Here is a 26,328-nt window from a genome sequence, read left to right as displayed (position 1 = left end):
TAAATCAACATATCCGTTAAGAGCACGCCTAAAAATGAGGAGGATTGCTTATGTTTTTAACAATTTTAGCCTGGACGATGATCATTGTGTTCCTTGCATTGGTTATTTCCAAAAAAATGCAGCCATTTACCGCATTGGTACTGGTACCTATCGTTTTTACCGTAGTCGGTGCTCTGGGTAACCAATACGTCGCAAAAGTTGCTAAGGCAAACGAAATTGCTGCGGAAAGCGTTACCATTTGGGATCAAGTTCAAATTATTGGTAAATGGACAGTAGCCGGTCTTACTAAGACCTCCACAACAGCCATCATGCTGCTGTTCGCTATTCTGTTCTTCTCCATCATGCTGAATGTGGGTCTGTTTGATCCCGTCACCAAGTTCATCATTCGTGCTGCTGGTGGCGACCCAATGAAGGTTTTAATCGGTACCGCTGCTGTTTCCGCTGCTGTTTCTTTGAATGGTGACGGAACCACTACCACACTGATTGTTTGCACCGCTTTTATCCCGATTTACAAGAAGCTGAACCTAAAGATAATGAACCTCGCTGTTCTACTAATTTTGATGAACACGATTATGAACCTGTTGCCTTGGGGCGGCCCCACCGCACGTGTAATCTCAGTCTTGGGCGATGTTTCAGAGCAAAGCATTTTGAACGCACTGTTACCCGGCATGGGTGTTGCCATTATCTATGTTCTGTTTGTTGCCTACTATCTCGGCCTCAAAGAGCGCAAAAGAGTTGGTATTCAGCACCTGAGCCTGGCTGAGATTGATGCTCTTACCAAGCCTGCTTCCGAAGAAGAAGAGGCTCTTAAGCGCCCGAAGCTCATTTGGATCAACGCAATTATGACCATTGGCGCAGTTATCATGCTCGTTCTCGGCACATTCCCCTCCGTATTCATTTTCCTTGTTGGTACTGCTTTGGCAGTTCTTATCAACTACCGTTCTCTCAAAGACCAGAAAGCTCGTATTTCTGACAACGCCGGCGACGCTTTGCAGGTATCCATCCTGGTTATGGCAGCTGGTATCTTCATGGGTCTGTTTACAAACTCCGGTATGTCCGACGCTTTGGCTTCCAGCATGATCTACATGATTCCCGATCAGCTTGGCCGCTTCTGGGGTCTGGTTACCGCAGTTATCTCTGCACCCGGTACCTTCTTCCTGTCGAACGATGCTTTCTACTACGGCGTTCTGCCCGTATTTGCTGAGGCAGGCTACCGTTACGGCTATACCGCTCTTGAGTTGGGTACTGCGTCCCTCTTGGGCCAGGCATTCCACCTTTTGAGCCCCCTGGTTGCTTTCATTTATCTGTTGCTGAACCTGACCGGTCTAGACATGGGCGAGTGGCAGAAAGAGTCTGCAAAATGGGCTATTGGTATTTTCGTAATCTTTATTGCTATGGCTGCAATTACCGGCTCTGTACCACTATTTAAATAACTCTCCCTACAACAATTTTTATATTACCTCACGAAAGGAGCGGTGCGAAAGCACCGCTCCTTTCTATTGCTGTGGGTTGCAATCGCCAGAAAGACATGCTATTCTAAAGCAGGCGAGCCTATGGGCACGCTTTTAGTATTAAAGGAGGTTTCCTATGTCTGTACCAGAGGAAAAGAAAAAACTGCGCAATGAACTAAAAGAACGGATTGCCGCACTGCCTTTGGAGTATATTCAGGAATCGGATCAGGGCATTGTAACGAACATACTTGCTCACCCATGCTACCAAAAGGCGAACACCATTTTTTGCTTTGTTGGCACTCCCAGTGAAATTAACACCAGCCTTGTAATAGAGCAGGCGTTCGCAGACGGTAAACGCGTTGCGATTCCCCTTTGCCTTGGTAAAGGCATAATGGAAGCAAGAGAGATTCATTCTCTCTCAGAGCTGCACAGCGGGATGATGGGCATTTTAGAGCCTGCCGCAGAAAGCAAGCTCGTTTACCCAGATGAAATCGATTTTGCTATTTTGCCCTGCGTTTCGTGTGACCGCAAAGGCAACCGGCTTGGTTACGGCGGCGGCTATTACGACCGCTTTTTAGAGCAGGCAACCTTCTGCTCGATTCTGATTTGCCGCGAACGCCTGCTGTGTGAGAAAATTCCCACGGAGCCGCACGATATTGCCGTTCGAACCGTAATTACGGAGGCCGGCTGCTTTAACAGCTAAACATACTATAATGAATGCAGGCAGCCTTTTGGCTGCCTGTTTTATATATAAGTAATTACTAATCTATTTGATAAAATAAATATATTTTACTTATATATTAATTGGGGTTATAATAAGCAGGCTTAAGAAAACACATGTGTTTCCATACAAGTTTTGTTTAACATCAATTGAGGAGTGGTATCTCATGGAATCCATACGAAAAAAGCTGCCGGGCATCTCTCTGGCGGCAATCATAGCTGTGCCTGCGTGGATCATCGGCCAGCAATTTCCGGTAATCGGTAGCCCGGTACTTGGCATTTTATTTGGAATGCTGTTGGCTTTTTGGAAGCGCCCGGCATCCTTTCAGCCCGGCATCACCTATACTTCAAAAAAGCTGCTGCAATACTCAATTATTTTACTGGGGTTCGACATGAACCTGTTTCAAATCTTCAAGGCTGGCAGCCAAACGCTATTGCTGATGGCATTTACCCTCACGGCTACCTTTGTAGGGGCATACCTAGTGGGAAAAGCATTGAAGGTAGACCGCGACACCAACATCCTAATTGGTGTGGGCACCGCAATTTGCGGCGGCTCTGCCATTGCGGCTACTGCCCCAGTGATTGGGGCAAAGGATGAAGACGTGGCGCGCTCCATTTCTACCATCTTCTTTTTTAATGTAATTGCCGCATTTCTGTTCCCGTTTTTGGGTCACGCCATGCAAATGTCCGATTTTCATTTCGGGCTTTGGGCAGGAACCGCAATTAACGACACTTCATCGGTTGTTGCGGCGGGTTATACCTTTAGTGATACTGCAGGCAATTTAGCTGTTATCGTAAAGCTAACACGCACCCTCATGATTATCCCGGTTACTCTGGTACTTGCATTCTATACCGCAAAGCGGCAGTCTCGCGCGGGGAATGCCGACTACAGCTTTGCTAAAATCTTCCCTTGGTTTGTGTTAGGGTTTGTTGCTGCGGCGGTGATCAATACCTTTCTTCCTCTTCCAGTGGGTGCTGGTAAGGCACTTGCTACCTTTGGCAAATTTGTTATCGTCATGGCGATGGCAGCAATTGGTCTGAATACCAATTTAGTAGACCTTGTAAAACACGGCTGGCGCCCCATTGCTCTGGGTCTTTCCTGCTGGGCGATTCTCGCCCTTACCTCGCTGGCAGTGCAATACAGCCTGCTCAATACCATCTTCTCATAAAGAAGGAGCGTACAGCCATGTGCTGTACGCTCCTTCTTTATGAAGCTACCCCAAACATATTTGTTAATTCATCATTCTGTTTAGTGACAGCAAGAGTCACCATGACAAGAATGTTCTTCCCCTTCATGGTGCTCATGGTGATGATTGCAAGTTGCACCTTCCGTGACCACCAAACGGTCTGCAAGGTAATCCTGCGTCACTTGCTTTACCTCACCCTGCACTCCTGCAAATACGCGAATCCCCCACTGAGAAAGTGCCTGCTTGGCTCCGTCGCCAATTCCGCCGCATAGGAGTACCGTCACCCCTTGCTTCCCCAAAAGGTCCGCCAGGGCGCTATGCCCACTCCCTTCATTTGAAAGGATTCGCTCCGCTTGAATTACTCCGTTTTCAATCTCAAATAGCTGAAACTCCTTGCTTTTCCCAAAGTGCTGAAACACTTCTCCGTTTTCATATGGAATTGCTAGAATCATGCTCGTTTCCTCCTGTTTTCATTTTATGACACGGCTTTTGGGCATGGCAGCAACCACAGCCACAGGCAGATGCCCCACCGTAAATGACAAAATCGCCACCCTCAATTTGCAGTTTTTTTCCGTTTACAATACAATCGGCTAACTTTTCACGTGCACTGGCATAAATCGCCTGGGCCGTAGTTCGAGCAACACCCATTTGTTTGGCACATTCCTCCTGCGTCATTCCCGCCAAATCGATAAGCCGAATACATTCAAATTCATCCACGGAAAGTATCACCAGTGGGCTTTCATTCGCGGTTCCATCCAACGGCCCAAAGCTTTGCCGCGCCGGCATGGTACATACTCGCCTGCACTTTCTGGGTCTTGGCATAGTTCTGCCTCCCTCTTTACCCGATTCTATTATTGGCATATGTCAATTACATCATACTCTTTTTTCGGCATATGTCAATATAAATTTAAAATAAAAAGCCTTGACATTTTGCCTTTAATTCAGTATATTAGTATTTACTAATATACTGATAGGTGGTATTGTATGGGTAAAAGCAAAAAAACAGCTACCATTCTCCCCGACTGCGTGGCCTGCGGCTGCTGCGTTAAGGTTTGCCCACTAGGAGCCATAACCGTTTGGAACGGAATCCGCGCTCAGGTAAATCCCTTGCGCTGCGTGGGGTGCGGGAAGTGCGCACAAGCCTGCCCTGCCGACGTAATCGTAATTACCAATAAGGAGGAGAATCATGAAGAAGCAAAAGCGGTGGTATGAATTTCTTTGGATTTTTTCCGCACTCTACCTTACATTGGGTATTTTTAATATTCTGTTTGCTTGGCTGGGCTTACTTTGTTTCTTTATCCCTCTGGCAATTTCTATTATTGGGGGGAATAAGGCCTACTGCAATAAATACTGTGGGCGTGGGCAGTTGTTTGAGCTACTGGGTGGCAGATTTGGTTTTTCGCGTAAAAAAGCGCCGCCTAAATTCTTGCGCTCCAAGTGGTTTCGCTATGGCTTTCTCACATTTTTCATGACGATGTTTGGCCTGATGATATATTCCACTTGGCTTGTTTTTTCCGGTGCAACCTTGCAGCAGGCTGTTACGCTGCTATGGGTTTTCCGCCTGCCTTGGAACTGGGTGAACACCTCTTTTGTAGCCCCTGCTGTTGCACAATTTGCATTCGGATTTTACAGCGTAATGCTTACCTCAACGGTACTTGGGCTTGTAACCATGATTTTGTTTAAACCGCGCTCTTGGTGTGTTTATTGCCCCATGGGTACCATGACACAAGGAATTTGCCAAATAAAGCACAGAAAGGACGTTTTGTATGGAGGAGAAAGCCAAAAAACTGGCGGAGCTGCTGAAGGTACTTGCCAATGAAAACCGCCTTTTAATTTTATGCCAATTAATAGAAGGGCCTAAAACGGTAAGCCGCATTGCTGAGCATATACCCAACATCACGCAATCTGCCTTATCACAGCATTTGGGGATACTCAAGGCACACGGAATTTTGGACTGCACGAAAAACGGCCAAAACATTACCTATCGCCTGGAAGACGAACGAGTTGAAAAAGTAATTGAGGTATTAAAAATTTATTACTGCAAAGAGGAATCCGCATGAAAATCATCATTTATGCCACTCTTCTAATCGGTGCTATGCTCGCCGCCATTCTCTATTTGGGAGAAAGGCGTTCTCAAAAGGGCGGTACATCCGCTTACCATCGAATCACCGCGGAAGAAGCAAAAAAACAAATGGAGAATACCGCAGAATTTATTTTGCTGGATGTTCGCACACAAGATGAATTTTTCGAGCAGCATATTCCCGGTGCTGTTTTAATACCGGATTTTCAAATATCGGCTCAGGCCGAGAAAACGCTTCCAAAAAAAGATACTCCTATATTGGTATACTGCCGAAGCGGACGGCGCAGTGCCGGTGCGGCAAAACAGTTGGTTCGAATGGGCTACACGCAGGTATACGATTTTGGCGGTATCCTAAGCTGGCCTTATGAAACAACAAGTGGGAGTGGAACCGTATCACCGTAAAGAAAATAAAGATGGATAGCAATAAATAAGGAGTGGAGATTATGATTGAAAAGCTGGAACGCAAAGGGCGAATAGAAGAGCTTAGTCCACCCCAAACACTTCAAAAAATTGGGTTTACCGCGCGGGAATCTATTTGTGATATTGGCGCAGGAACAGGAATCTTTACCTTTGCGGCGGCATCTTTTACAAAAGAAAGCGTTTACGCAGTCGAAATATCGAACCAGCTATTGGAGCATTTGCAGAAGAGAAAGCAAGAGCTAGGCGCCGATAATGTTACGATAGAAAATAACATCTCCCATGTACCCAGTGCATCCTGCGACAAGGCATTGCTTTGCACGGTTTTTCACGAATTAGAGGACACCGGTGAAATGCTTGAGGATATTTGGCGTGTCCTGCGGCCATGCGGCACCCTCGCCATCATCGAGTTTTTACCGAGGAAAACGCCTTACGGCCCTCCCGTAGAACACCGGTGGAGCCCGCAGGCAGTGGCAGAACAGCTTACTACCCACCGGTTCGAGCAATCGGATGTATTCGATTTGGGCGAGAATTTCTATGTTTTACTTGCAACAAAACGTTAAAAACGTTTAAAAAGCGTCGAAAAAGGTCGACTCGAAATCGGTTTTTTCGGGTCGACCTACTTTATTATTCTTTCAAACTATTAAAATGGGTTTTTCTTTCTTTTTTGTACATTATACTGTCTTGTGACTTTTTTTTGATTCTTCTATAATGAAGATTTGAAAAGGGTGGCTGCAAAATCGGCCCACAACGGCAAACCACAGCGCAACAGGAGGAAACCCAATGGCTCGAATCATCGCAGGAAAAGAAATCGTTACATCTATGAACGGCACTCTGAAGCAAGAAACCGCTTTGTTAAAGGAGAAGGGCTGTACCCCCACTCTGGCCATTGTGCGTGTGGGTGATCAACCGGAATCTGCTGCGTACCAAGCGGGCGCAACCAAGCGTTGCGAAAAGCTTGGAATTGCAGTGCAGGCACTTATACTGCCGCAGAGCAGCTCGTTAAACGAGGTGCTTGAGGTTATTGAAGCACTCAATCACGCGCCCAGTGTGCATGGCGTTCTACTCCTAAGGCCATTCCCAGCACATTTGGATGACCGTGCGATTCGCGACACATTGTGCTGTGAAAAGGATGTTGACGGTGTAACGAGCCTTTCGTTGTACGGTGTCTTTACCGGTGTTGCGCAAGGGTTCCCACCCTGCACGGCCCAAGCCTGCATCGATATTCTCGATTATTGCGGGATTCCCCTACGGGGAAAACGAGCGGTTGTGGTAGGTGCCAGCCTTGTGATTGGCCGCCCCGTGGCCATGATGCTACTGGCGCGAGGCGCTACGGTGACCCTCTGCCACATAGATACCGTAGACCTGCCATCAGAATGCCGCCGGGCCGAGATTATTATTGCAGCGGCAGGGGCGCGTTCCCTTATTAATGAAAGCTGCCTTTCTCCCGGGCAGGTAATCTTAGATGTTGGCGTAACCGTTGGTGCTGACGGTCGCCTTTACGGCGATGTAGATTTTGAAGCGGCAAACGCAGTGGCTGCAGCACTTTCTCCGGTACCGGGCGGGGTAGGCACCGTTACCACTACCATATTGGCAAAGCATGTGATTGAAGCAGCCAAACGAACCATGCCGCTCATTTAAAAACAGCCTCTAAACCGAAGGAAAAACAATTCCCGGTATTAGAGGCTGTTCTTTTTATAGAATGACAATAGAGTTACCCGTCTGCTCCTTACTTTTCTTTTTTGCAAGTGCAACAGTATTGGATAAAAGCTCTGTATTTGAAAAATTGATTTCTGAATTGGTCACCGCAGCGATTGAAATGGTTACAATGGGGAAGTTTTCGGAAAATCCATTCCGGTTTTTCGCAACAATATACCCACGTTCCCAATCCTCCCTAGAGTAAAGGGGCTGTATTTCTTTTGAGAAAGTGAAAATAATACGATTACACAGCTCTTTGACCTTTTCCGTATTGTGGGTAAGAATCATAAAGTCATCTCCCCCAATATGTCCCTTAAAGTCGGCTGCTGAGCAGCATCGGTTCATGGTTTGAGCCATCAGCCGAAGCATATCATCTCCACAAGAAAAGCCGTACGCATCATTATATGCCTTAAAATGATTCAAATCCAAATAGATAATGGCACAGGGTCGCTCATCCGTTATCAGCTCTTCCATTGCGCTGTAAATGGCATTGCTGCCCGGCAGGCCCGTAAGGGGATTCGCTTCCGCTGCGTTTTTTACCCGTATTTGAATTGCCGTGTTCAGTAAATCCCGAACCGTTACAATACCAAGGTACTGCTTGCCTTCAGTAATGACCACTGCATCATACACATTCTTCTGTTCCCGCTCCATCGCCTGTGCCGCCACATCGTCTATGGGGGTTGCGGAATCTACCGATAAAAAATCATCGCGTATTAGCTCCTTCACTGTTTTGCGGTAATACATATTGTAGCCGTACTGGCCACTGAATTTTCCCAGCAAATACTGGCGAGTTAAAAGCCCGCACACAGTACCATCATGGTTTAAAATACAAACCTCTGTTAATGCGGGATCTGCGCACATATCACGGTAAACAGTAAGAGCGGGAGTATCTTCCGGCAAGCCCTTTTTTTTATTGCAGATTGTACCCACGTGCCCAAGCACCAGCCCTTTGTTGCGAAGGCTAAAGGAATCGGCTCTTGTTTGCTTTATCAGTACTTTTATTTCACCGCTTAACCGCTGAAATTTCTCATTTGGTCTTGCGAGGAAGAAACCCTGCCCGTAATCAACACCAATTTGTATTAACGTGGCGAGCTCTTCTCTGTTTTCAATTCCCTCTGCAATAACACGAATGCCGGCCTCTTTGCAGAACTTTACAATTCCAAGCATCACCGATTTTTTTCTGCTATCTTTATGAATATCTCTCACAATGCCCATATCAACTTTTAAGTAATTGGGTGAGAAAGAGCAAATACGCACTAACCCTGAATATCCAGAGCCAAAATCATCAATAGCTATTTGAAACTTTTGTTTTTGATAGTGTTCTATTGAGGATATAAATATTGGAATGGTGCTTACCGCACTTTTTTCTGTAATTTCAAAAATGACTTCTTCGGGGTTAATGCCAAACCTTAGCAGTGTTTGGCTGGTAAAGCCACGTATAAATTCTGAGTCATATATTATATTGGGATCTACATTTAAAAAAAGCCGAGTGCCAACCGGTTTGTCTACGGCATTTTTGAGTGCCTGAACGCGGCAAAGGCGCTCTAACTCCCACTGCCTTTGTGTAGATGTTGCTATGTCAAACAGTTCTTCTATATTTACTTCACAACCGGGGAGAGAAATGCGACTAAGCGCTTCATACCCCAAAATACTGCCATCCTTTAAAGAGGCAATCGGCTGATAAACCGGCTTAATATATCCTCCCCTGAGTATTTCAAGCAAAGAATTATCCGACTTCATCCATTCCGTCACTCCTCGTTGCCCATTTCCATAGATTATATCATTAGAATTGAAAAACATCTACGCTTTACCAGAAAATGTATATAGAATTATATATATCTTCCACCATTAAGAGTGAATATCAGGTTTTAAATCCTATTCAAAATATCTGAAAAACCGAACATTTTATCTAGTAGCTACTACTTATTTATAAGAGAAAGAACCCCTCCAATATTACACAAACTGAAAGGGTTCTTTGCTTATTATTTCTGCTATTTGCGGATCCTTTTTCTCTCTTATAGGAACGAGTTAGAATTACTATGCAACCCCTAGTGCCTATTAAAGAGCACTAATTTCTTTCCATGTTCCGTAATCCGCGCCAATTTCTTCTGCACTGGATTTCCCGTTTATAAGAACCTGTGCGCTGCAATCTTTTACAACTGCATTATTGTGTACGTATCCGGCGACCGTACCTACATATTTACCGCCGTCTATTTTACCAGAGACGGTGCAGCCTATTACGTCGTACATGGTGGGCTCTGCGTAATACTTACTGTAAGCATTTAGATAAAACCCACCGCCAACGATACCGCCAATTCGGTTTGCCGTCTCTGCTGCATGAATGGTAAAATCCTTTGCTTTGCAGTTGGTAATTTGAGTCGCTGCGCCGTTCGTTGTTCCGGCATGCCCTGTTAGTCCACCGATTAACGAACTTTTTTCACCGGCAATAATTGTAACGGAATCCACTGAGCAATTTTTTGCATACTCACTGTTGTGAAAGCACCCAGCTAACCCGCCAATGCTATAACAACCCGTACCCTTAGCTTCTACTGTTCCGGTAGCTTCGCAGTTTTCTACATTGCAATCCTCTGCTCCACCAACGATTAAGCCCGCCCCCTGTGTGTTATCTCCGCTGAGGATTACCGTACCGCTTGCCTTGCAGTCTTTAATGCCCGCATGGCTTGCACCAACGATACCGCCCACCAAAAAGTGACCGGTCACACGGCTATCTCCACGAAGATTCAAACCGTTTAGCTCTTTTCCGTTTGCATAGCCAACCAAGCCGCCTACATACATTTGAGATGCCGGAACAACTATGTTCTCAACTGTTACATTCTTTAGCTGTGCATTCTCACCGCTAATGCAACCAAACAGGCCAACCCCATTTTCGTACTTGTCGCTAATCGTTACGTTTGAGATTTTATACCCCGCTCCATCAAACGTACCACTAAACGCTGCAGCATCGTTTGGGGTCTCCGCATCCTCTTCTTTGTCCGATTTGGGTGCAAAAGTACCAATGGGGTCAAAGCTTTTTATGGATGACAAATCAATATCTGCTGCCAGCACATAGCTGCTGGTAAGCGATTCCTTTACCAGATTCAATTGCTCTGCCGTCTTAATTATCCATGGGTCACTTACCGTTCCGCTTCCACCGGCAAAGCCCTCCGCTTTTGTGGTAGTTGACGACGTTTGTACCGATTTCACCTGGTTTTGCTGCTGGCCCTGGCAGCCGGTAAACATAGAAATAGATAGCATTAACGCGCAGGCAAGTGCAAGACTTCTCTTCTTAAGGTTAGGTGTCACCCTCATCTGTGTTTCTTTATTCATAATCTTCCTCCATCTTTCTAGATTCTCATCTCTAAAGTTAGGTTAAACTAACTCGCGAGGTAAGAAATGGCACGCAATATGCGCGCAACTCTTTCAGAAGATGATTATACTCTGCAAAACTAGCTTGTTCTACTCCACATAGACAATTTTTGCTCCATAAAGTCGGTGTTTTTTTCGGTATTCCATAGGGGAGGAACCCATCTCCTTTTTAAATGCCGAGGCGAATTTACTTGCGTTTACATACCCAAGCCTCCATGCTACGGAAGAAACACTCTCGTTGCCCTGGCACAACAAAACAGCCGCGCGCTGCATGCGATAAGAACGCATATACGCATAAATTGAGGTACCATATACCCCCTTAAAGCACTGCTTCATGGTGGTTAAAGGCAGCTCAAATTGCTCGGAGAGCTCTACTAAAGTGAAGTGGGACTCTGGGTGGCAAACCATGTGATTTTTAATGCGCTTCACACATTCCACTTGTTTTTTCTCAAAGTATCGAGGAGTATCCAAGTGCTCCTCCGGGTTAAGTACACTGAGAAACAGCAAAAGCTCCAATACCTTGAGCTTAAAATAACCAAATTTTACGGAATCCTGCACGGTATACAGCTCCGAGAAAATATGCTGAATGGAATCGGTGGCACGCATAATAAAGCACCGATATCCATTGCCATTGCACAGCTTTTCTCGCAATGAATATAAATCGATAGATATATCTTTAAGAACCTGTGAGATAGAGTGCTCCGCGCGAACAAGGTCAATCATAATAGATACCCCATTGTAGCGCTCCAACGGGAAACAAGGATTTTTTGTTTGATTGGCTAGCATATTAACCGACAAATCCCCCTCTTCCAGGTAAACGCAGGTTCCATCCATTAAATCACATTCAAAACGACCCATTCGGCAATGGTTTATCTCCATTAAATGGGAGGAAACACCTTTTCCAGAAACACAATAGGGTGAATGAAAGTCGTTATAAATCAGCTCCACACCCTCAAATACCTCATAGCTTGTCATGGTGCCCACGCCGCCGATATTACTCATGCGGTAAACGGTGCAATCCGGCTCGTAATCCACCGTGATGTAATCTGGGTGAGCCAATTCGAATTCTTCCATACTACGCAAGAAAATCCCCTCCTATCTTACGAGACCACGCTATGTTGCTTATAAAGTGTAAGAGCAAAACATCTCTTAACATGTTAGCTTAATCTAACCCAAAGCGTAACAAATCCGAAAGGGAATGTCAAGCTCTCTTCAAATTCCATATATAAAGAAAAAAGACGAGAAAACAGAACCGTTCTTCTCGTCTTTTCATTAGTATTATAGGGAAGGGAAAGCACTTTTGCAGTCGTCGCCAAACTTGATTTGCAGCGCCTGTACAATTAGCTCTACACATTGGTCGATACTCCACCGTCCGCTGTTGAGCGTTAAATCATAATTCACCGGATTCGTCCAATAATTACCACCTGTGTAATACTTGTAATATTCGGCGCGATATTTATCCGTTTTGGCAATTAGGCTATGTGCCTCTGCCTCGGTTACATTCATGGTTTTCATTACGCGGTCTACACAATATAACCGGCGAGCCTCCACATACACACTTAGCACATGATCATAATCGCGCAGAACATAGTCCGCACATTTCCCAACGATTACACAGCTTTCCGTACGTGCCAGCTCTTGAATGATTTTACTTTGAAACTCAAACAGGCGGTCATCTGACTCAAACGGATGAGTATACGGCAATGGAGTCAGCCGCTTTTGCAGAGACATCAATTGTTGGCGCAGGTAACCATACCGCAGGCGTTCATCTACCTCAACAAAATCGTGCTCATCTCTGCCGCTGTACTGGGACGCAAGCGTTAAAATACGGTTGGCGTAGCTGTGAATCCCCAAACGGTCAGCCAGTCTTGCGGCCATTTCGCGCCCACCCGTTCCAAAACCGCGGGCAACCGTAATAACAATAGGCTTCATTAGCCACTCCCTCTTTCCTCCATAACTTCTCTCGAAATACCACAAAAACACTCCAAAGTGCTTGGTACTTTCTAGCTTCACAAATCACCGAGCAATTACACCATGGTTCTAAGTGGAGCCGGATGTATCTCTTCCGGAATGGGAATATACGTTTTTCCTTGTAGGGCAAGTGCGTGTTCCTCTTTTGCCTGCGCGAGCAGCTCGGGCTGCTGCATCAGTCGCATAGCAGAAAGCGCAACGACTCTGCCAGCCAAAAGCATTGCCTTTTTTGCCTGCGTCGATTTCCCCTGCGCAACTACCTGCCACGAATGCCCCGGTGTTCCGGCCGCCCATGCGGCGGCGTAGAGCTGTGCCGTCGGGCACATCCAGCTTACATCGCCTACATCGGTGGAACCGGCCTCCACCCGCACCAAATGCAACGGCTCGTAAGGCGTGATAAAATCATAGATTGCATTTGATTTGCGCTCCAGTAAAAAGCGCTTGTTCTTGGGGTCCATCCGCTCCTGAACGGCTTCTAAATATTTGCGGTCTGCACCTTCCGGAGCGGTTTCAACATAACGCTGTGCCAGCTCATATTCCTCCGGTGTATATTCCGGCGCGCCGATGTCGGTAAATGCATCAAATAAAACCTGCTCGAGTACTTGATTCGATACAAAGTTGGCGCAAGACTTAATAAATTGGTACTCAACTGTGGTTTCCGTCATCATTGCCGCACCTTCCGCAATTTTCTTAACACGGTTGAGCAGCTCATACGCCTGCTCTTGCTCGGGTGCACGTACCAAATAAATCGCTTTTGCCAGGTTCTGTACCACGTTGGGCGAATAACCCCCAGTGTTGGTAATTGCATAATGGATTCGTGCTTTTTCAACCATGTGCTCCCGCAAAAAGTTCGAGCCCACATTCATTAGCTCCAGAGCATCCAGTGCGCTGCGCCCCATTTCAGGGCTGCCGGCAGCGTGGGCACTAATTCCGTGAAAGGTAAACTGTACCTGAAAATTAGCCAGAGAAGTATTTTGGCACACCATATTTACACTCGCCGGGTGCCATGTCAGTGCGCAATCCAGCGTTGAAAAAGCACCGGCTCTTGCCATGTACGCCTTACCGGAGCCGCCCTCTTCACCGGGGCAGCCAAAGTATGTTATTGTTCCGGGGAAGCCATCTTCCAAATATTTTTTTACTGCCAGTGCCGCTGCAACAGAACCAACACCGAGCAAGTTATGGCCGCAGCCATGTCCGTTTGCATCGGGGTTATCTGTCTCTTTGCTGACAACGCCTGCCCTTTGGTTCAGTCCGGAGAGCGCGTCGAACTCTCCCAGAATACCAATGTGAGGGCTTCCCGAACCATAGCTAGCGGTAAAAGCGGTCTTTATTTCGAACGCTCCACGCTGTACCACAAAGCCCTCTTTCTCTAAAAAATCAGTGAGTGCCTGAGCGGATTGGAACTCTTCAAACTGCGTTTCTGCGTATTCCCATATTTGATCGCTCAAGGTACCGAGCGAGATTGCTTTCTCATCAATTTCTGCAAGATAACGATGCAGATTTAATTCTTGTTTCATTTCGTCATCTCCCGGTTCTACAAAAAATAGTCCAGCACGCTTTCCATTACAACCCGATACCCAAGCGGCAAAGAATCGATTTCTACATATTCTTCTCTGGTATGTGCACCGCTCCCGTAGTACGCCCCATAGCAAATACTGGGAATCCCCTGTGATAAGGGGATGTTGCAGTCAGTGGAAGAGGAAGCGGCGCTGGGTCGCTTGCCCGTAACCTGCTCAATAATATCTGCCGCCCTTTTTACCATTCGGTCGCGTTCTGCGGAAGCAGATTCCGTTAGAGCCTCACCCGGTCGGCTCCCGACCTGTTCCAAGGTAAGCTCCACTCCCTTTTTGCGGTGTGAGGTGAAAATTCGTTCGAACTCTTCTCTCATATATTGCAGCCCGCGGGCATCGTCTGACCGGTACTCGCACAGCATTTCTGCATTCTGTGCAATGGTATTTACCGAGGTTCCTCCGGTTATTGTTCCCACATTGCAGGTTGTTTTGCCATATAGAGGAACCTTTACCTGGTACAGGTCGCACACAACAGCCGCCAGCTGTGCAATGGCATTGGGCCGACCAAAATCCATATAGGAGTGCCCACCCTTAGTTGTCACACTTACCCGAAAGCGCTCCGAACCCACAGATCGGTTCACCACATGTGTCATGGTGCCGTCAAAGCTATAAAACGCTTGAATACGCCCCTCATATTCTTCGCAGAGCTTGCGGGAGCCTTTCAGGTTGCCCATCCCCTCTTCGCCGGAATTACAAACAAACAGTACCCCTACCCCGTTTAAAGGGGTAAGCCTCTCGGTAATAACATATTTTGCGGTTAGCATCAGCGCCGCCAAATTCGCCGTGTCGTCTCCCACACCCGGCGCCCATAGCCGACCAGAATGCTCCCGTACGGGGAGGGGGTCGGTATCCGGGAAGACCACATCGGTATGGGCGCAAAAAATAACCACCGGATTCTCTTTGGTTACTCCAACAGGGCAAATTACATTGAGTGCGCTGTCGGTATATACCCCTTGTGCCCCGCAGGCTTCTAGCCAATGCCTGCAAAACTCCATTCTTTGTTCTTCCTGGTTGGAGGGAGAAGGGATTGCCGCCAGCGTTTTCAGCAGTTCGTACGCCTCTTTTTCATGAGCGGTTAAAAAATCCTGAGCCTTTTGTGTCAATCATTAACACCTCCATATTCTAATTTTTACTCTTGGGAAGCGTTCATTTCTGTGCCCGACCAGCCCTGCTCATACATTAGGCAAGCAACCCGATGCCCCGGGGCTACCAGCTTTAGCTGGGGCGTTTGCAATGAACACTGCTCCGTTGCATAGGGGCAGCGTGTATGGAACACACAGCCGGACGGCAGGTTAATGGGGGAAGGAAGATCTCCTTTTAATACAATTCTCTCTTTTTTCGTATGGGGTGAGGGATTGGGTACGGCGGAAAGCAAAGCCTTTGCATAAGGGTGCAAAGTATTTTGGAATAACTCTTCTGTATCGGCTTCTTCCATCATGTGCCCCAAATACATAACACCAACTCTGTCTGATACATATTTTACCACACTCATGTCGTGAGCGATGAACAAAAATGAAATGTGGTCTTTTTCTCTCAAATCTTGCAGTAAATTAATGATTTGTGCCTGAATCGAAACATCGAGTGCAGAGACCGGCTCATCACAAATAATAATCTTGGGGTTTAGAATGAGCGCCCTGGCAAGGCCGACTCTCTGGCGCTGACCGCCAGAAAACTCATGCGGATAGCGATAGTAATGCTCGAGCCGTAGACCAACCTTTTCCATGATTTCTACTGCGGTATCCATTCTGGATTCTTTGGTGCCAATGTTATGGATTTTCAATGCTTCGGTCAAAATATCACCCACCCTCTGCTTGGGGTCCAATGAGGTATACGGGTCCTGAAACACCATTTGAATGTTGCGCCGCATTTCAATCAACTGCTGGCGCTTCATCTGCGTAATATCCTGATCCAGCACTTCAATGGAGCCGCCGGTAGGCTCGGTTAAATACGCCAGAGTACGTCCAAGCGTGCTTTTGCCACACCCAGTTTCCCCTACTAGGCCGTAAATCTCACCCTCGTGTAGGGCAATATCTACACCATCCACCGCTTTAACATCCTTTTTTTCTCGGTTCATCACAGAGCCGCGTACGGGGAAATATTTCTTCACCCCGGTTCCGCGTAAAACCACTCTTGCGGTATTTGTCATCTCGTTCCCTCCTAACCTGCCTCATAGTTAAAGGACGTTTGCTCTAACTCGCTACTTCTTTCATTCTGGTAATGGCAGCGCACGCCCTGCGTTTCCGAAACCGAACGAAGCTCTGGCATTTCTTCAAGGCACCGCTCCGTAGCATAAGGGCAGCGAGGGGCAAACCGACAGCCTGACGGAATCTGACTTAACAGCGGCACAGTACCACTGATTTGGTATAGACGTGTTGCCTTGGTTGTTTCAAGCTTAGGGATGGAATTCATGAGTCCCACGGTATATGGGTGCATGGGGTGATCAAAAATATCCTCTACCCGCCCCTCTTCTACAATTTGACCAAGGTACATTACAATCACTCGGTCGCAGGTTTCGGCAACCACTGCCAAATCATGTGTAATGAGCATGACGGCCATACCGAGCTTCTTGTTCATCTCCACAATCAAATCCATTATCTGTGCCTGTATCGTTACATCGAGTGCGGTTGTAGGCTCATCGGCAATTAAAAGCTGTGGGTGGCAGGCCAGCGCAACCGCGATCATCACCCTCTGCCGCATTCCGCCGGAAAGCTCAAACGGGTACTGGTAAAACCGCCGGGCGGGGTCTGGTATACCTACCAAATCCAGCATTTCAATAGCCTGCTCCTTAGCCTGCGCTTTGGTTTTTTTCTGGTGAATCAGAATGGCTTCCACAATTTGATCCCCCACGGTAAAAACCGGATTCAGTGAGCTGAGCGCATCCTGAAACACCATGGAGATTTTTGCCCCGCGCACGCTTTCCATCTGCCTTTCCGGAAGAGAGAGCAGGCTTTCTTGATGAAACAGGATGTCCCCGGAGTACCGCACAAACGACTTTTCATCATAGAGCCGTAAAATTGACTGTGAGGTAACACTTTTTCCGCACCCAGATTCCCCCACGATACCAAGCATTTCTCCCTCGTGAACCTCAAAACTTACGCCGTCTACTGCTTTAAGCATTCCGCGCTCGGTTTTAAACTCCGTACACAAATTTGCAACCTGTAATACCGTTTCCATGTTGCTGCCCTCCTTTCTTAATTGCTCTTTGGGTCGAGCAGGTCTCGAATGCCGTCACCCAAAAGGTTCAGCCCCAAAACCGTCATCGCGGTAAAGATACCGGGGTACAAAATCATCCACCAAGCAGTATAGATAACATCCTTACCCTCTTTTAAAATATTGCCCCAGCTCGGTGCAGGAGCAGGAACCCCGGCGCCAAGGAAGCTTAAAGCTGCCTCGGTAATAATGGCACTGGCGAATACAAAGGTCATTTGAACAATCATTGGCGACAGGATATTGGGTACAATGTGTGCCCAGAGGATTCGCTTCTGCGAAGAGCCAAGGCATCGCATTGCCTCAATATACGTCTGCTCCCGCACCACCATCGCCTGGCTGCGTGCAAGACGTGCCATGTTCGGAATATTGACCACCGTAAGACTAATGATTACATTTTTAATGTCCGCACCCAAAACCGCCATCATGGTAATTGCGAGAAGCGTGCTAGGGATTGCTTTCAGACCATCACAAACGCGCATTAAAATGTTATCAGCGAACTTATTCGTGCTAGCGTAAAGCCCTATTACAAGACCAAGAAAACCGGAAATAAGACCAACCGTAAACCCGACGAGAAGTGAAATTCGTGCGCCGTAGAGAACACGGGCAAATACATCGCGCCCCATATTATCGGTGCCAAACCAATGCTGGGCACTCATTCCCATCAGGCGATCTGCGGTATTCATCGCCAGTGGGTCATGCATAGCAATCAGCGGTGCAAACACTGCTAAGACGATTACCAAAATAACAACGGAAAGCCCGAACACCGAAGCACGGTTGTGTGTAAACTTTTTCAGCCGGATTTCAAGCTGCTCCTGCGCCAGCTTTTTCTTCTGCATACTCAGGTCGTTCTGAGCAGCTGTATAGGTTAAAGTACCTTCTGAACCATTTGTTTGAAGCATAGGTTGCCCTCCTCTCAGGCCGCTCGAACCCTGGGGTCTGCAACCCCGTACAACAAATCTACCAGCATGTTAATGAGTACATTAAACAATGCAATGAGCAGTACAATTGCCTGAATTACGTAATAATCACGCCGACCAATGGAATTGACCATGAGCTGCCCTAAACCGGGAATGGAAAACAGGCTTTCAATGACTGCCGCGCCTGCCAGCATTTGAACTGCACTCTGCCCAATCATGGTAATAATGGTCACTAGCGAATTGCGCAGAGCATGCTTTGCAATAATCACTACATTCCGTACACCCTTTGCCTTTGCCATCTTAATGTAATCGCTTCCCAAAACCTCAAGCATGGCGGAACGGGTCATACGCATCATCAGTGCTGCGTTCATAAAACCAAGCGCAATTGCTGGGAGAGTAAGTGACCGAACATGCGGCCAAAGCCCACGGCTCATTTCCACATAGCCAGAAACCGGGAAGAAATGCAGCTTTACCGCAAAAATTAACATCAGGAACAAACCAAACAAAAAGCTAGGTAACGAAATTCCCATCAGTGAGAGCACGGTTACTCCGTGGTCAATCCCATTGCCCTTATTTTTAGCGGCCAGCATGCCCATGGGAATCGCAATCACACTTGCAATGCACAAGGCATACAGCGCGAGCGAAACTGTGGGTTTTACGTGGCTGAACACCACTGCCGCCACGGATTCTCCACCCGCGGTGCTAATCCCAAAATCGCCGTGGAACATGTTCCCAATCCAGATAAAATACTGTTCCACCACGGGGCGATCAAGCCCCATTTTCGATTCTAGCTTTGCAATGTCATCCGCCGTTGCTAAATCACCCAGCATTGCTGCGGCCGGGCTGCCCGGTACCATTTTCAGCAAGGTAAATATTACAACAGATACCACAAACAAAACTGGAATTACAGACAGTAGTCTTCGAACAATAAATTTCTGCATCGCTTTCCCTCCTCAGCCTACAATCATGGGACATTTTACTTTGAATTTTTCTCTGCTCCCACTTCTCAGCGGGGGCAGATACGTATTTACTTACAAAATACTTTTATTTGTCAAATTACAATTCAAGATTCCACAACACCAGCGTTCCAGAATCGTGGACCACCGCTATACATGTTGATACCAACTACATTTTTCTGCCACGCAAACATTCCCATATAATGGCCGGGGCAAATGATGGGCAGGTATTCCCAAGAGTAACCCTGCAGCTCGCTCCACTTGGCTTTTGCTTCCTCTAAAGTAGGAGCTGAGGTCATCTCTTTAAATAGCTTCTGGAGTTTCGCATCATCTGACCAGCCGGGGTATTTTGCACCGAAATAAAGCTTGAGTGATGGCACAGGAACCTCCGCAAAAGAGGTAATGTACAAATCGAATTTTGCGGCATCCTTACGGTATTCGGTCAAGGTAGCCCAATCAACCACCGTTAGCTTTACAGGAATACCAATTTTCTCAAGCTGTGCTTTGATAGCAATTCCCATGTTATCCATCTTGTTGAGAGTAGAAACTAAAATGGTGAAGGTTTCGCCCTTATACCCATTCTCTGCAAGAATTTTCTTGGCTTTCTCTCCGTCCTTCTGGTTGTAATTTTTTTTTCCTGCATCCGAATTCCAGAAGGGCTGGCCGGCGTCCATATATGAGGAACCCAGCTCGTAGCCTTTTCCGTAGCTTGCTGTTAACAGCTCATCGAAATCAAGGGCTGTGTTAACAGCAGTGCGGAAATACTGCTTCGAGGCAATTCCCTGCTTGTGGTTAAATACCAATGCAATTGAGCCCATCTGCGAGCTTACGGTTTTTAGATTCGGGTTGCTTTCCAATCGGGCGTAATCATCGTAAGAAATGTTATACCCTACATCATACTGCCCAGCCTCCAGCCCGGCTGACTGTGTTGCCTGGTCTGCCACTAAATCAAACTGAAGCGTTTTTGTAGGTGCTGCTTTGTAGCCGCTCCAGCCATCCATTTCAGCTCCCTTTGTGCCGTAGGGTACATAGTCTGCAAAACGCTCAAGCTTAATGTACTGGTCCTGCTTCCATTCTGCAAATTTATAGGGGCCGGTACCAATGTAATCTTTTAAAAAGCCATTGCTGTCTTCATTTTTGCACGCGGCTGCCGTTGTAATAGAAGCAGGCTGTGCCGCACCCGCTATCATAGCGGGAAGTAAAATCAGTGAAGATTTACCATCGATTTTCACGGTGTAATCATCCACCTTTAAGAACCGGGCATCGCCTACCATTGTACCCGCCGAGCTAAAGCCTTCAATCCAGCGGTTCATAGAAGCAACTACATCATCTGCTTTCATTTCACTGCCATCGTGGAATTTTACTCCCTTGCGAAGAACAAACGTAAGCGTTTTACCTTCATTCGTTGCTTCAAATTTTTCAGCAAGCTCTGGCACGGCTTCTGCCTTTGCGTTGAGAGTGACGAGCTTTTCCCAAACGGTACCATCGCAAATTTGCCTTGCAACCAGTGAGCTGTTTTTATGCAAATCCAAAGACGGTGCCTGCTGGGTTACTGCAATATGAAGCGTTTCTCTGTACTTCGCATTCTCTGGTACAGTGCCCGCTCCAGATTCCGCTGCACTTTGTGTTCCCGTAGAGCCGGAACAGGCCGAAAGCGACATTGCAGCCGCTAATACCAAAGCAAGGAATCGTTTTAGCTTCTTCGATTTCATGTGATAGTACCCTCCTAACAAATGTTTGAAATACACCCATAACAAAAGGGCACACGAATTTTGTAAAATCCGCGTGCCCCATTGCAAGCTGTTTATTGCCTGTATTTTAGAATGTTTTATGAATTATACGTCCGGGAAAAACATTTTGTCAATAGCAGAAAAACGCAATTTGCAAGTTTGTATTTTATTAAAATCATTTTATGCAAATTATTATTTAAAAAACGCTCTTTAAATAAACGGTTTTCGCTTTAAATATAGGCAATAGACCTATATTATCTCAACGTATTAAACAGATAAGGTCAATTATCACAAAATTTAAAAAGAATTATATCAAATATAAACTTGCACAAACGCTCATCGTGCTTAGAAACGAGTCACTGGGCAAAATGCACAAACTACAAATTACCTCTTAAAAAATCAAATTTAATCAAAAGAAAACAACCTCTTTATTTTTCTCATTCACTACTCAAATTGCAATTCAAGAAGATTATGATTGCGCCAGAATGGAAGGTATATGGTTAGAATAAAAACAAAACATTTACTTATTTTTATTAATACTGTATATTATTAACAAAAGAATTGCCACATTACGGTAATTTCAATTTGCTTAACGCATCGCTTTAATAGGTTAGGAAATCAAACTGTTTTGAACAGTCTTGTAAACCATAAGAGCCAATTTGCACATGGGGGGATTTTAAAAATGTACCGTGTTTTTTTAGTAGAGGATGAGCAACTCATCCGTATTGGAATAAAAGAGCTAATACAGTGGGAAGAGTATGGCTTTAAATTTGTAGGAGAAGCCGCAGATGGCGAGCTCGCCTGGCCGTTAATTCAAAAAGAAAAGCCAGACATTGTCATTACCGATATTCGCATGCCGTTTATGGACGGCCTTTCCCTGAGTCGCCTCATAAAAAAAGAGCTGCCAGATACTCTCATCATCATATTAAGCGGGTACGACGATTTTAACTACGCAAAAAAAGCAATCGAAATCGGTGTAAGCCAATACCTGCTAAAGCCTCTTTCCAAAGACCAGTTGGTTGAGGTTTTACTCGATTTGAAAAAGAAAAAGGACAAGCTTCAACAATCGGAGCAGTACCGTAATCAGTTCAGTAAAGAGGTGCAGGAATACCTTTCATCCTCTCGCCGCTCTCTGTTTGACCTGCTGGTTTCGGGTAAAACTCCAATTCCGCAAATATTGGAGCGTGCTGAAATAATAGGCATCAATCTCACTGCCATGACGTATAATCTGGTATTGCTTATGCTGGAAGAGGATTTGCTGCATAGCAATTACACCGCATCCTCTGCTACCATTCAAGACCAAATTGAGCAGATATTTGCAGGTGAACCAAATATCATCCCCTTTGGCGCAGGCATCGAGTTAACCGCATTCCTCATTCAATCGGATGACGACAGCATTGAGCAAACCACCCAGCGCTGTGCGCAGGCGCTTGAGCAGCTTTGCCACTCGGCAGAGCAGGCACCACAATGGACCGTAGTAACCGGCAACCCTGTACCGCGGCTAAGCAGCATTCCCGAGTGCTACCGCTTGGCTCGTAAAAAGCTGTATCGAACGCTTACATACCCTACCTCGAGCCCACAGACCCACACCCAGACAAAATCTGTTTTAGATTTTAATTTAAATGATTTAGACGCCAGCAAAATGGATCAACAGATTATCCGTAAGTTTTTGACAAACGGTGTTTTGGAGGACGCGGAGGCTTTTACGGAAGACTACTTTAATAGCATCGGTTCCACCGGCCTGAACTCCACTTTATTCCGTCATTATGTATTGCTAAACATCCAGTTCACCGTCAACGCATTTTGGGACGGCCTCAGCCTAGAGGGGCACACCCCCGGCGGCTTACCCCAGTTGCAGCAAAAGCTAGAGACGGCGATTTCATCTCTGCCCAACATGCAGCAGTACGTGGTAGAGCTCTTTCAAGAAACCATTCGATACCGCGACAGTGTTGTAACCGACCGTTACCGCGAAATGATGGCAAAGGTGCTCGATTACATAGAAGAAAACTACTCTGATCCCGAAATTGGCCTGAATAAGGTCGCTCGGGTTGCGAATGTAAGTGCCACACATTTCAGCACTATTTTCAGCCAGCAAACGGGAAAAACCTTTGTGGAGTACTTAACGGAGACCCGCATGAAAAATGCGCGGGAGCTGCTGCGCTGTACTGGCAAAAGCAGCAGTGAAATCGCCCGTGCCGTAGGCTACAACGACCCGCACTATTTTAGTTTTCTATTTAAAAAGGTGAATGGTCTTTCCCCCAGAGATTACCGGAACGGGAAGGGGGAGAAATAATGCCCCTCCCTTGGTCTTTTCCCTCAAAATACACCGGGCTGCCCGTCAGCCTGAAAACACAGCTTAAGCGGCTGTTAACGGGAGTTGTTATTGGTTTTCTCTTTGTTATTGCCGTTCTTTTCGGCATGCTCTTATTTTTTAATCAAGAGTATAAGGAATCTTTGCAAAACGCCAACACAGCCGCCCAATTTAATAATGAGTTTAAGAAAAAGTTAGACCTTGAAATGTACTATTACGTGGTCGGTCCCAGCCAAAAGCCCGACTTACCACTTAAAGATGTAAAGGAAGCCGAAACCATCCTCCAGCAACTTATGGAGACCACCACGGAGCCAAACGACCGCTGGCGGCTCAATTCCATGCTGAACATGTGTAAACGTTTAGAGGAATGTATGGTTTCCATCTCAAATACCAAAGGGTATAACGACCGAATGGATCAGCTGGAAAACAACATTTACATTATTACTGCTCTTATTGAACGGTACATGCACGACTATATCTATAATGAAATTCAGCTTCTTTCCCAATTACAGCAAGAAATTAATTCGCGTGTGTTCACGGCTATTTTGGGAACAAGCGTTTTTTCCATATTAATTGTTACCATGATTGTGCTGTCCTCCGTGCGCTTTTCTCGGCGGATTATAAACCCCATTGACCAGCTCTGTAAAAAAGCCAAATGCCTCGGCGATGGAGAGTTCCATGTGGAGCCGATTGAAACACGAACCATTGAAATCAAAACGCTGGATGAAGGCTTTAATGATATGGCAGAGCGAATACAGTCCTTACTGGTTCATATAAAAAACGAGCAAATGACTCTGCGTCGCACCGAGCTAGAGCTTTTACAAGCGCAAATGAACCCACATTTTCTATACAATACTTTCGATTCGATTATTTGGCTGGCAGAATCACAGCGTAACCGCGAGGTGATTCAAATGGTTACGAGTCTTTCCAGCCTGTTTCGCAATTCATTAAGCAAGGGCAAAGACATTATTACGATTGAAACCGAGCAAAAACAAATTCGCAGCTACCTCGAGATTCAAAAAATACGCTACAACGACATTATGGATTATGAAATAGACCTGCCCGCCTCTCTATTTCCTTACGCGATTCCCAAGCTTACGCTCCAGCCTCTTGTGGAAAACGCTATCTATCATGGAATCAAGCACAAGCGTTCCAAAGGAAAAATCACCATACACGCTTGGGAAGAACAGGATGACATTATCATCTGTGTGGAAGACAACGGCATTGGAATGTCGCAGCAGGAGTTGACCGCACTGCAAAGCCGGCTATTGGAAAACCGCGCAAAGGGGTTTGGCCTTTCCAACGTTCAGCAGCGGCTTCGTCTTTATTGCGGTGAGCCTTATGGGCTACTTTTTGAATCTGAAAAAAATGTCGGAACTAGGGTAATGGCAAAAATTCCCAAACGAAATCAACTTGAATAAGAAAATAATCAACTTTTTAAAAAATCCATTTTATAAACCTAAAATTTATAACTAACACCCAAAATATATCCATGGTCTTCCATCAAGTTGCCGAGTATAATGCAAATAACGGCAACAGATAAACAGTCATTTTAATTTCGCGATCCTTTTTCAAAACAATTTAGGAGGAGAAAATGTATGAAAAAGTTGTTATCTGTTCTTCTGGCCATGACCATGGCCCTCAGCTTCGCAGCCTGTGGCGGTACCACCTCCAACAGCTCTGCGGCAGCTCCAGCAGCATCATCCGAAAGCAAAGCAACCGGTGGAGATTCCAACAAACTAACCGTAGTTGGTTTTTCACAGGTTGGTGCAGAATCTGACTGGCGTACTGCCAACACCGCCTCCATGAAAGAGGTTTTCACTGAGGCTAACGGCTACAAGCTGATTTTTGACGACGCACAGCAAAAACAAGAAAACCAGATTACTGCAATCCGTAACTTCATACAGCAGGAAGTCGATTTCATCGTTCTAGCCCCCGTTACTCAAACCGGTTGGGACACCGTACTCAAAGAGGCAAAGGATGCCAGCATCCCGGTTATCATCGTTGACCGTATGATCGACGTTTCTGATGACTCTCTCTTTACTTGCTGGGTCGGCTCCGACTTCCGCAAGGAAGGTGACACCGCTGTGAAATGGATGGCAGACAGCCTGAAAGACAAGAAAGCGCTCAACATCGTTCACCTACAGGGAACCATCGGCTCTTCCGCTCAAATCGGACGTACCGAAGGTCTTGAGGCTGGCGTGAAAGCAAACTCCGGCTGGAAGCTGATTGCTCAGCAGACCGGTGAGTTTACACAGGCTAAGGGTCAGGAAGTCATGGAGAGCATCCTCAAGCAAAACGATAAGATTGACGTTGTATACTGCGAGAACGACAACATGGCATTCGGCGCAATTGATGCGATTGAAGCAGCCGGCAAAAAAGCTGGTAAGGGCGGCGACATCACCGTTATCTCCTTCGACGCAACAAAAGCTGGTTTAGAGGCAACCCTAAAGGGCAAAATCAACTACAACGTAGAATGCAACCCGCTACATGGCCCCCGTGTAGAAGCGATCATCAAAGACCTGAAAGCCGGCAAGACCCCTCAAAAACTTGCTTATGTAAATGAAGAAGCATTCGATGCAAACACCATTACACAAGAAGTTATTAATGCACGTGCCTATTAATTAATCACTTATCCCCCATAACAAAGATATGTTCCAGGTGGTGCGGAGCATCCGGATAATGTTCCGGAGCTTCGCACCACTATTTTTATCCCTTTATATTCCGAAAGCAGGTGGCGACC

25 protein-coding genes are annotated in these 26,328 nt (G+C 46.3%); 12 read left to right on the top strand and 13 right to left on the bottom strand.

The genetic code is table 11. The features are described from left to right. Window positions 1-50 precede the first annotated feature (50 nt). The 3 genes from CAN90_RS01460 (at window position 51) to CAN90_RS01450 (ending at window position 3,340) form a co-directional block, all read left to right on the top strand. A complete protein-coding gene (locus tag CAN90_RS01460) occupies window positions 51-1,433 on the top strand; it encodes a CitMHS family transporter (protein ID WP_085832058.1) in 1,383 nt (460 codons plus the stop codon). A 154-nt stretch (window positions 1,434-1,587) separates the two neighbouring features. Continuing rightward, on the top strand, window positions 1,588-2,154 hold the full coding sequence (locus tag CAN90_RS01455; protein ID WP_085832057.1) for a 5-formyltetrahydrofolate cyclo-ligase: 567 nt from the start codon (window positions 1,588-1,590) through the stop codon (window positions 2,152-2,154). A 184-nt stretch (window positions 2,155-2,338) separates the two neighbouring features. Continuing rightward, the gene (locus CAN90_RS01450) at window positions 2,339-3,340 is read left to right on the top strand and encodes a YeiH family protein (RefSeq protein ID WP_085832056.1); all 1,002 of its coding nucleotides are present in this window, start codon (window positions 2,339-2,341) and stop codon (window positions 3,338-3,340) included. Between the two features lie 80 nt (window positions 3,341-3,420). Here CAN90_RS01450 and CAN90_RS01445 read toward each other — a convergent pair whose 3' ends face one another. Together CAN90_RS01445 and CAN90_RS01440 are read right to left on the bottom strand one after the other, a co-directional pair. After that, the gene (locus tag CAN90_RS01445; protein ID WP_085832055.1) at window positions 3,421-3,810 is read right to left on the bottom strand and encodes a NifB/NifX family molybdenum-iron cluster-binding protein; all 390 of its coding nucleotides are present in this window, start codon (window positions 3,808-3,810) and stop codon (window positions 3,421-3,423) included. Then, window positions 3,788-4,180, bottom strand: a complete 393-nt coding sequence (locus CAN90_RS01440; protein WP_085832054.1) for a DUF134 domain-containing protein — start codon at window positions 4,178-4,180, stop codon at window positions 3,788-3,790. Before CAN90_RS01440 ends, CAN90_RS01445 begins: the two co-directional genes overlap by 23 nt. A 162-nt stretch (window positions 4,181-4,342) precedes the next feature. Between CAN90_RS01440 and CAN90_RS01435 the strand changes: the two genes are divergently transcribed. The 6 genes from CAN90_RS01435 to CAN90_RS01410 all read left to right on the top strand — a co-directional run bounded on the left by CAN90_RS01435 (window position 4,343) and on the right by CAN90_RS01410 (window position 7,496). Then, window positions 4,343-4,570 (top strand): 4Fe-4S dicluster domain-containing protein, encoded by a 228-nt coding sequence (locus tag CAN90_RS01435; RefSeq protein WP_085832053.1) that lies wholly within the window; start codon window positions 4,343-4,345, stop codon window positions 4,568-4,570. Beyond that, a complete protein-coding gene (locus CAN90_RS01430; RefSeq protein WP_085832052.1) occupies window positions 4,545-5,177 on the top strand; it encodes a 4Fe-4S binding protein in 633 nt (210 codons plus the stop codon). The genes CAN90_RS01435 and CAN90_RS01430 overlap by 26 nt, the downstream gene beginning before the upstream one ends. Beyond that, complete coding sequence (locus CAN90_RS01425; RefSeq protein ID WP_085832051.1) at window positions 5,125-5,418, top strand: ArsR/SmtB family transcription factor; 294 nt, start codon at window positions 5,125-5,127, stop codon at window positions 5,416-5,418. Before CAN90_RS01430 ends, CAN90_RS01425 begins: the two co-directional genes overlap by 53 nt. Beyond that, a complete protein-coding gene (locus tag CAN90_RS01420) occupies window positions 5,415-5,840 on the top strand; it encodes a rhodanese-like domain-containing protein (protein WP_085832050.1) in 426 nt (141 codons plus the stop codon). The genes CAN90_RS01425 and CAN90_RS01420 overlap by 4 nt, the downstream gene beginning before the upstream one ends. A gap of 41 nt (window positions 5,841-5,881) precedes the next feature. Next, window positions 5,882-6,418: a class I SAM-dependent methyltransferase gene (locus tag CAN90_RS01415; RefSeq protein ID WP_085832049.1), complete on the top strand. Its 537-nt coding sequence runs from the start codon at window positions 5,882-5,884 to the stop codon at window positions 6,416-6,418. A gap of 220 nt (window positions 6,419-6,638) precedes the next feature. Further along, window positions 6,639-7,496, top strand: coding sequence for a bifunctional 5,10-methylenetetrahydrofolate dehydrogenase/5,10-methenyltetrahydrofolate cyclohydrolase (locus CAN90_RS01410; protein ID WP_085832048.1), 858 nt, complete (start codon window positions 6,639-6,641; stop codon window positions 7,494-7,496). A 54-nt stretch (window positions 7,497-7,550) separates the two neighbouring features. Here the strand turns inward: CAN90_RS01410 and CAN90_RS01405 are convergent, their stop codons facing one another. The 11 genes from CAN90_RS01405 to CAN90_RS01355 form a co-directional block, all read right to left on the bottom strand. After that, the gene (locus CAN90_RS01405; RefSeq protein ID WP_085832047.1) at window positions 7,551-9,293 is read right to left on the bottom strand and encodes a GGDEF domain-containing protein; all 1,743 of its coding nucleotides are present in this window, start codon (window positions 9,291-9,293) and stop codon (window positions 7,551-7,553) included. 318 nt (window positions 9,294-9,611) lie between these two features. Next, window positions 9,612-10,880, bottom strand: a complete 1,269-nt coding sequence (locus CAN90_RS01400) for a GLUG motif-containing protein (RefSeq protein WP_085832046.1) — start codon at window positions 10,878-10,880, stop codon at window positions 9,612-9,614. A 129-nt stretch (window positions 10,881-11,009) separates the two neighbouring features. After that, entirely contained in the window at window positions 11,010-11,993 is a 984-nt protein-coding gene (locus CAN90_RS01395) for a helix-turn-helix domain-containing protein (protein WP_242953547.1), read from the bottom strand. A gap of 204 nt (window positions 11,994-12,197) precedes the next feature. Next, window positions 12,198-12,851 carry a cytidylate kinase-like family protein gene (locus CAN90_RS01390; RefSeq protein ID WP_085832044.1) on the bottom strand — a complete coding sequence of 218 codons (654 nt, stop codon included), beginning with the start codon at window positions 12,849-12,851 and terminating at the stop codon, window positions 12,198-12,200. 95 nt (window positions 12,852-12,946) lie between these two features. Continuing rightward, entirely contained in the window at window positions 12,947-14,407 is a 1,461-nt protein-coding gene (locus tag CAN90_RS01385; protein WP_085832043.1) for a M20 family metallopeptidase, read from the bottom strand. Window positions 14,408-14,424: 17 nt separating this feature from the next. Continuing rightward, complete coding sequence (locus CAN90_RS01380; protein ID WP_085832042.1) at window positions 14,425-15,564, bottom strand: M20/M25/M40 family metallo-hydrolase; 1,140 nt, start codon at window positions 15,562-15,564, stop codon at window positions 14,425-14,427. A 26-nt stretch (window positions 15,565-15,590) separates the two neighbouring features. Continuing rightward, entirely contained in the window at window positions 15,591-16,607 is a 1,017-nt protein-coding gene (locus tag CAN90_RS01375; protein WP_085832041.1) for an ABC transporter ATP-binding protein, read from the bottom strand. An 11-nt stretch (window positions 16,608-16,618) separates the two neighbouring features. Further along, on the bottom strand, window positions 16,619-17,635 hold the full coding sequence (locus tag CAN90_RS01370; RefSeq protein ID WP_085832040.1) for an ABC transporter ATP-binding protein: 1,017 nt from the start codon (window positions 17,633-17,635) through the stop codon (window positions 16,619-16,621). 17 nt (window positions 17,636-17,652) lie between these two features. Then, entirely contained in the window at window positions 17,653-18,570 is a 918-nt protein-coding gene (locus CAN90_RS01365) for an ABC transporter permease (RefSeq protein WP_085832039.1), read from the bottom strand. A 14-nt stretch (window positions 18,571-18,584) separates the two neighbouring features. Continuing rightward, window positions 18,585-19,529: an ABC transporter permease gene (locus CAN90_RS01360; RefSeq protein ID WP_085832038.1), complete on the bottom strand. Its 945-nt coding sequence runs from the start codon at window positions 19,527-19,529 to the stop codon at window positions 18,585-18,587. 122 nt (window positions 19,530-19,651) lie between these two features. Beyond that, window positions 19,652-21,256, bottom strand: coding sequence for an ABC transporter substrate-binding protein (locus CAN90_RS01355; protein WP_085832037.1), 1,605 nt, complete (start codon window positions 21,254-21,256; stop codon window positions 19,652-19,654). 700 nt (window positions 21,257-21,956) lie between these two features. Between CAN90_RS01355 and CAN90_RS01350 the strand changes: the two genes are divergently transcribed. From CAN90_RS01350 to CAN90_RS01340, 3 genes are all read left to right on the top strand, one after another. Continuing rightward, a complete protein-coding gene (locus CAN90_RS01350) occupies window positions 21,957-23,567 on the top strand; it encodes a response regulator (protein ID WP_085832036.1) in 1,611 nt (536 codons plus the stop codon). Next, a complete protein-coding gene (locus CAN90_RS01345; RefSeq protein WP_085832035.1) occupies window positions 23,567-25,006 on the top strand; it encodes a sensor histidine kinase in 1,440 nt (479 codons plus the stop codon). Before CAN90_RS01350 ends, CAN90_RS01345 begins: the two co-directional genes overlap by 1 nt. 177 nt (window positions 25,007-25,183) lie before the next feature. Next, window positions 25,184-26,209 carry an ABC transporter substrate-binding protein gene (locus tag CAN90_RS01340; RefSeq protein WP_085832034.1) on the top strand — a complete coding sequence of 342 codons (1,026 nt, stop codon included), beginning with the start codon at window positions 25,184-25,186 and terminating at the stop codon, window positions 26,207-26,209. Window positions 26,210-26,328 lie beyond the last annotated feature (119 nt).

The sequence above is a fragment of the Clostridium merdae genome (assembly GCF_900176635.1).
GTDB lineage: Bacteria > Bacillota > Clostridia > Oscillospirales > Acutalibacteraceae > Faecalispora > Faecalispora merdae.
This window is presented reverse-complemented; position numbering and strand designations above follow the sequence as displayed.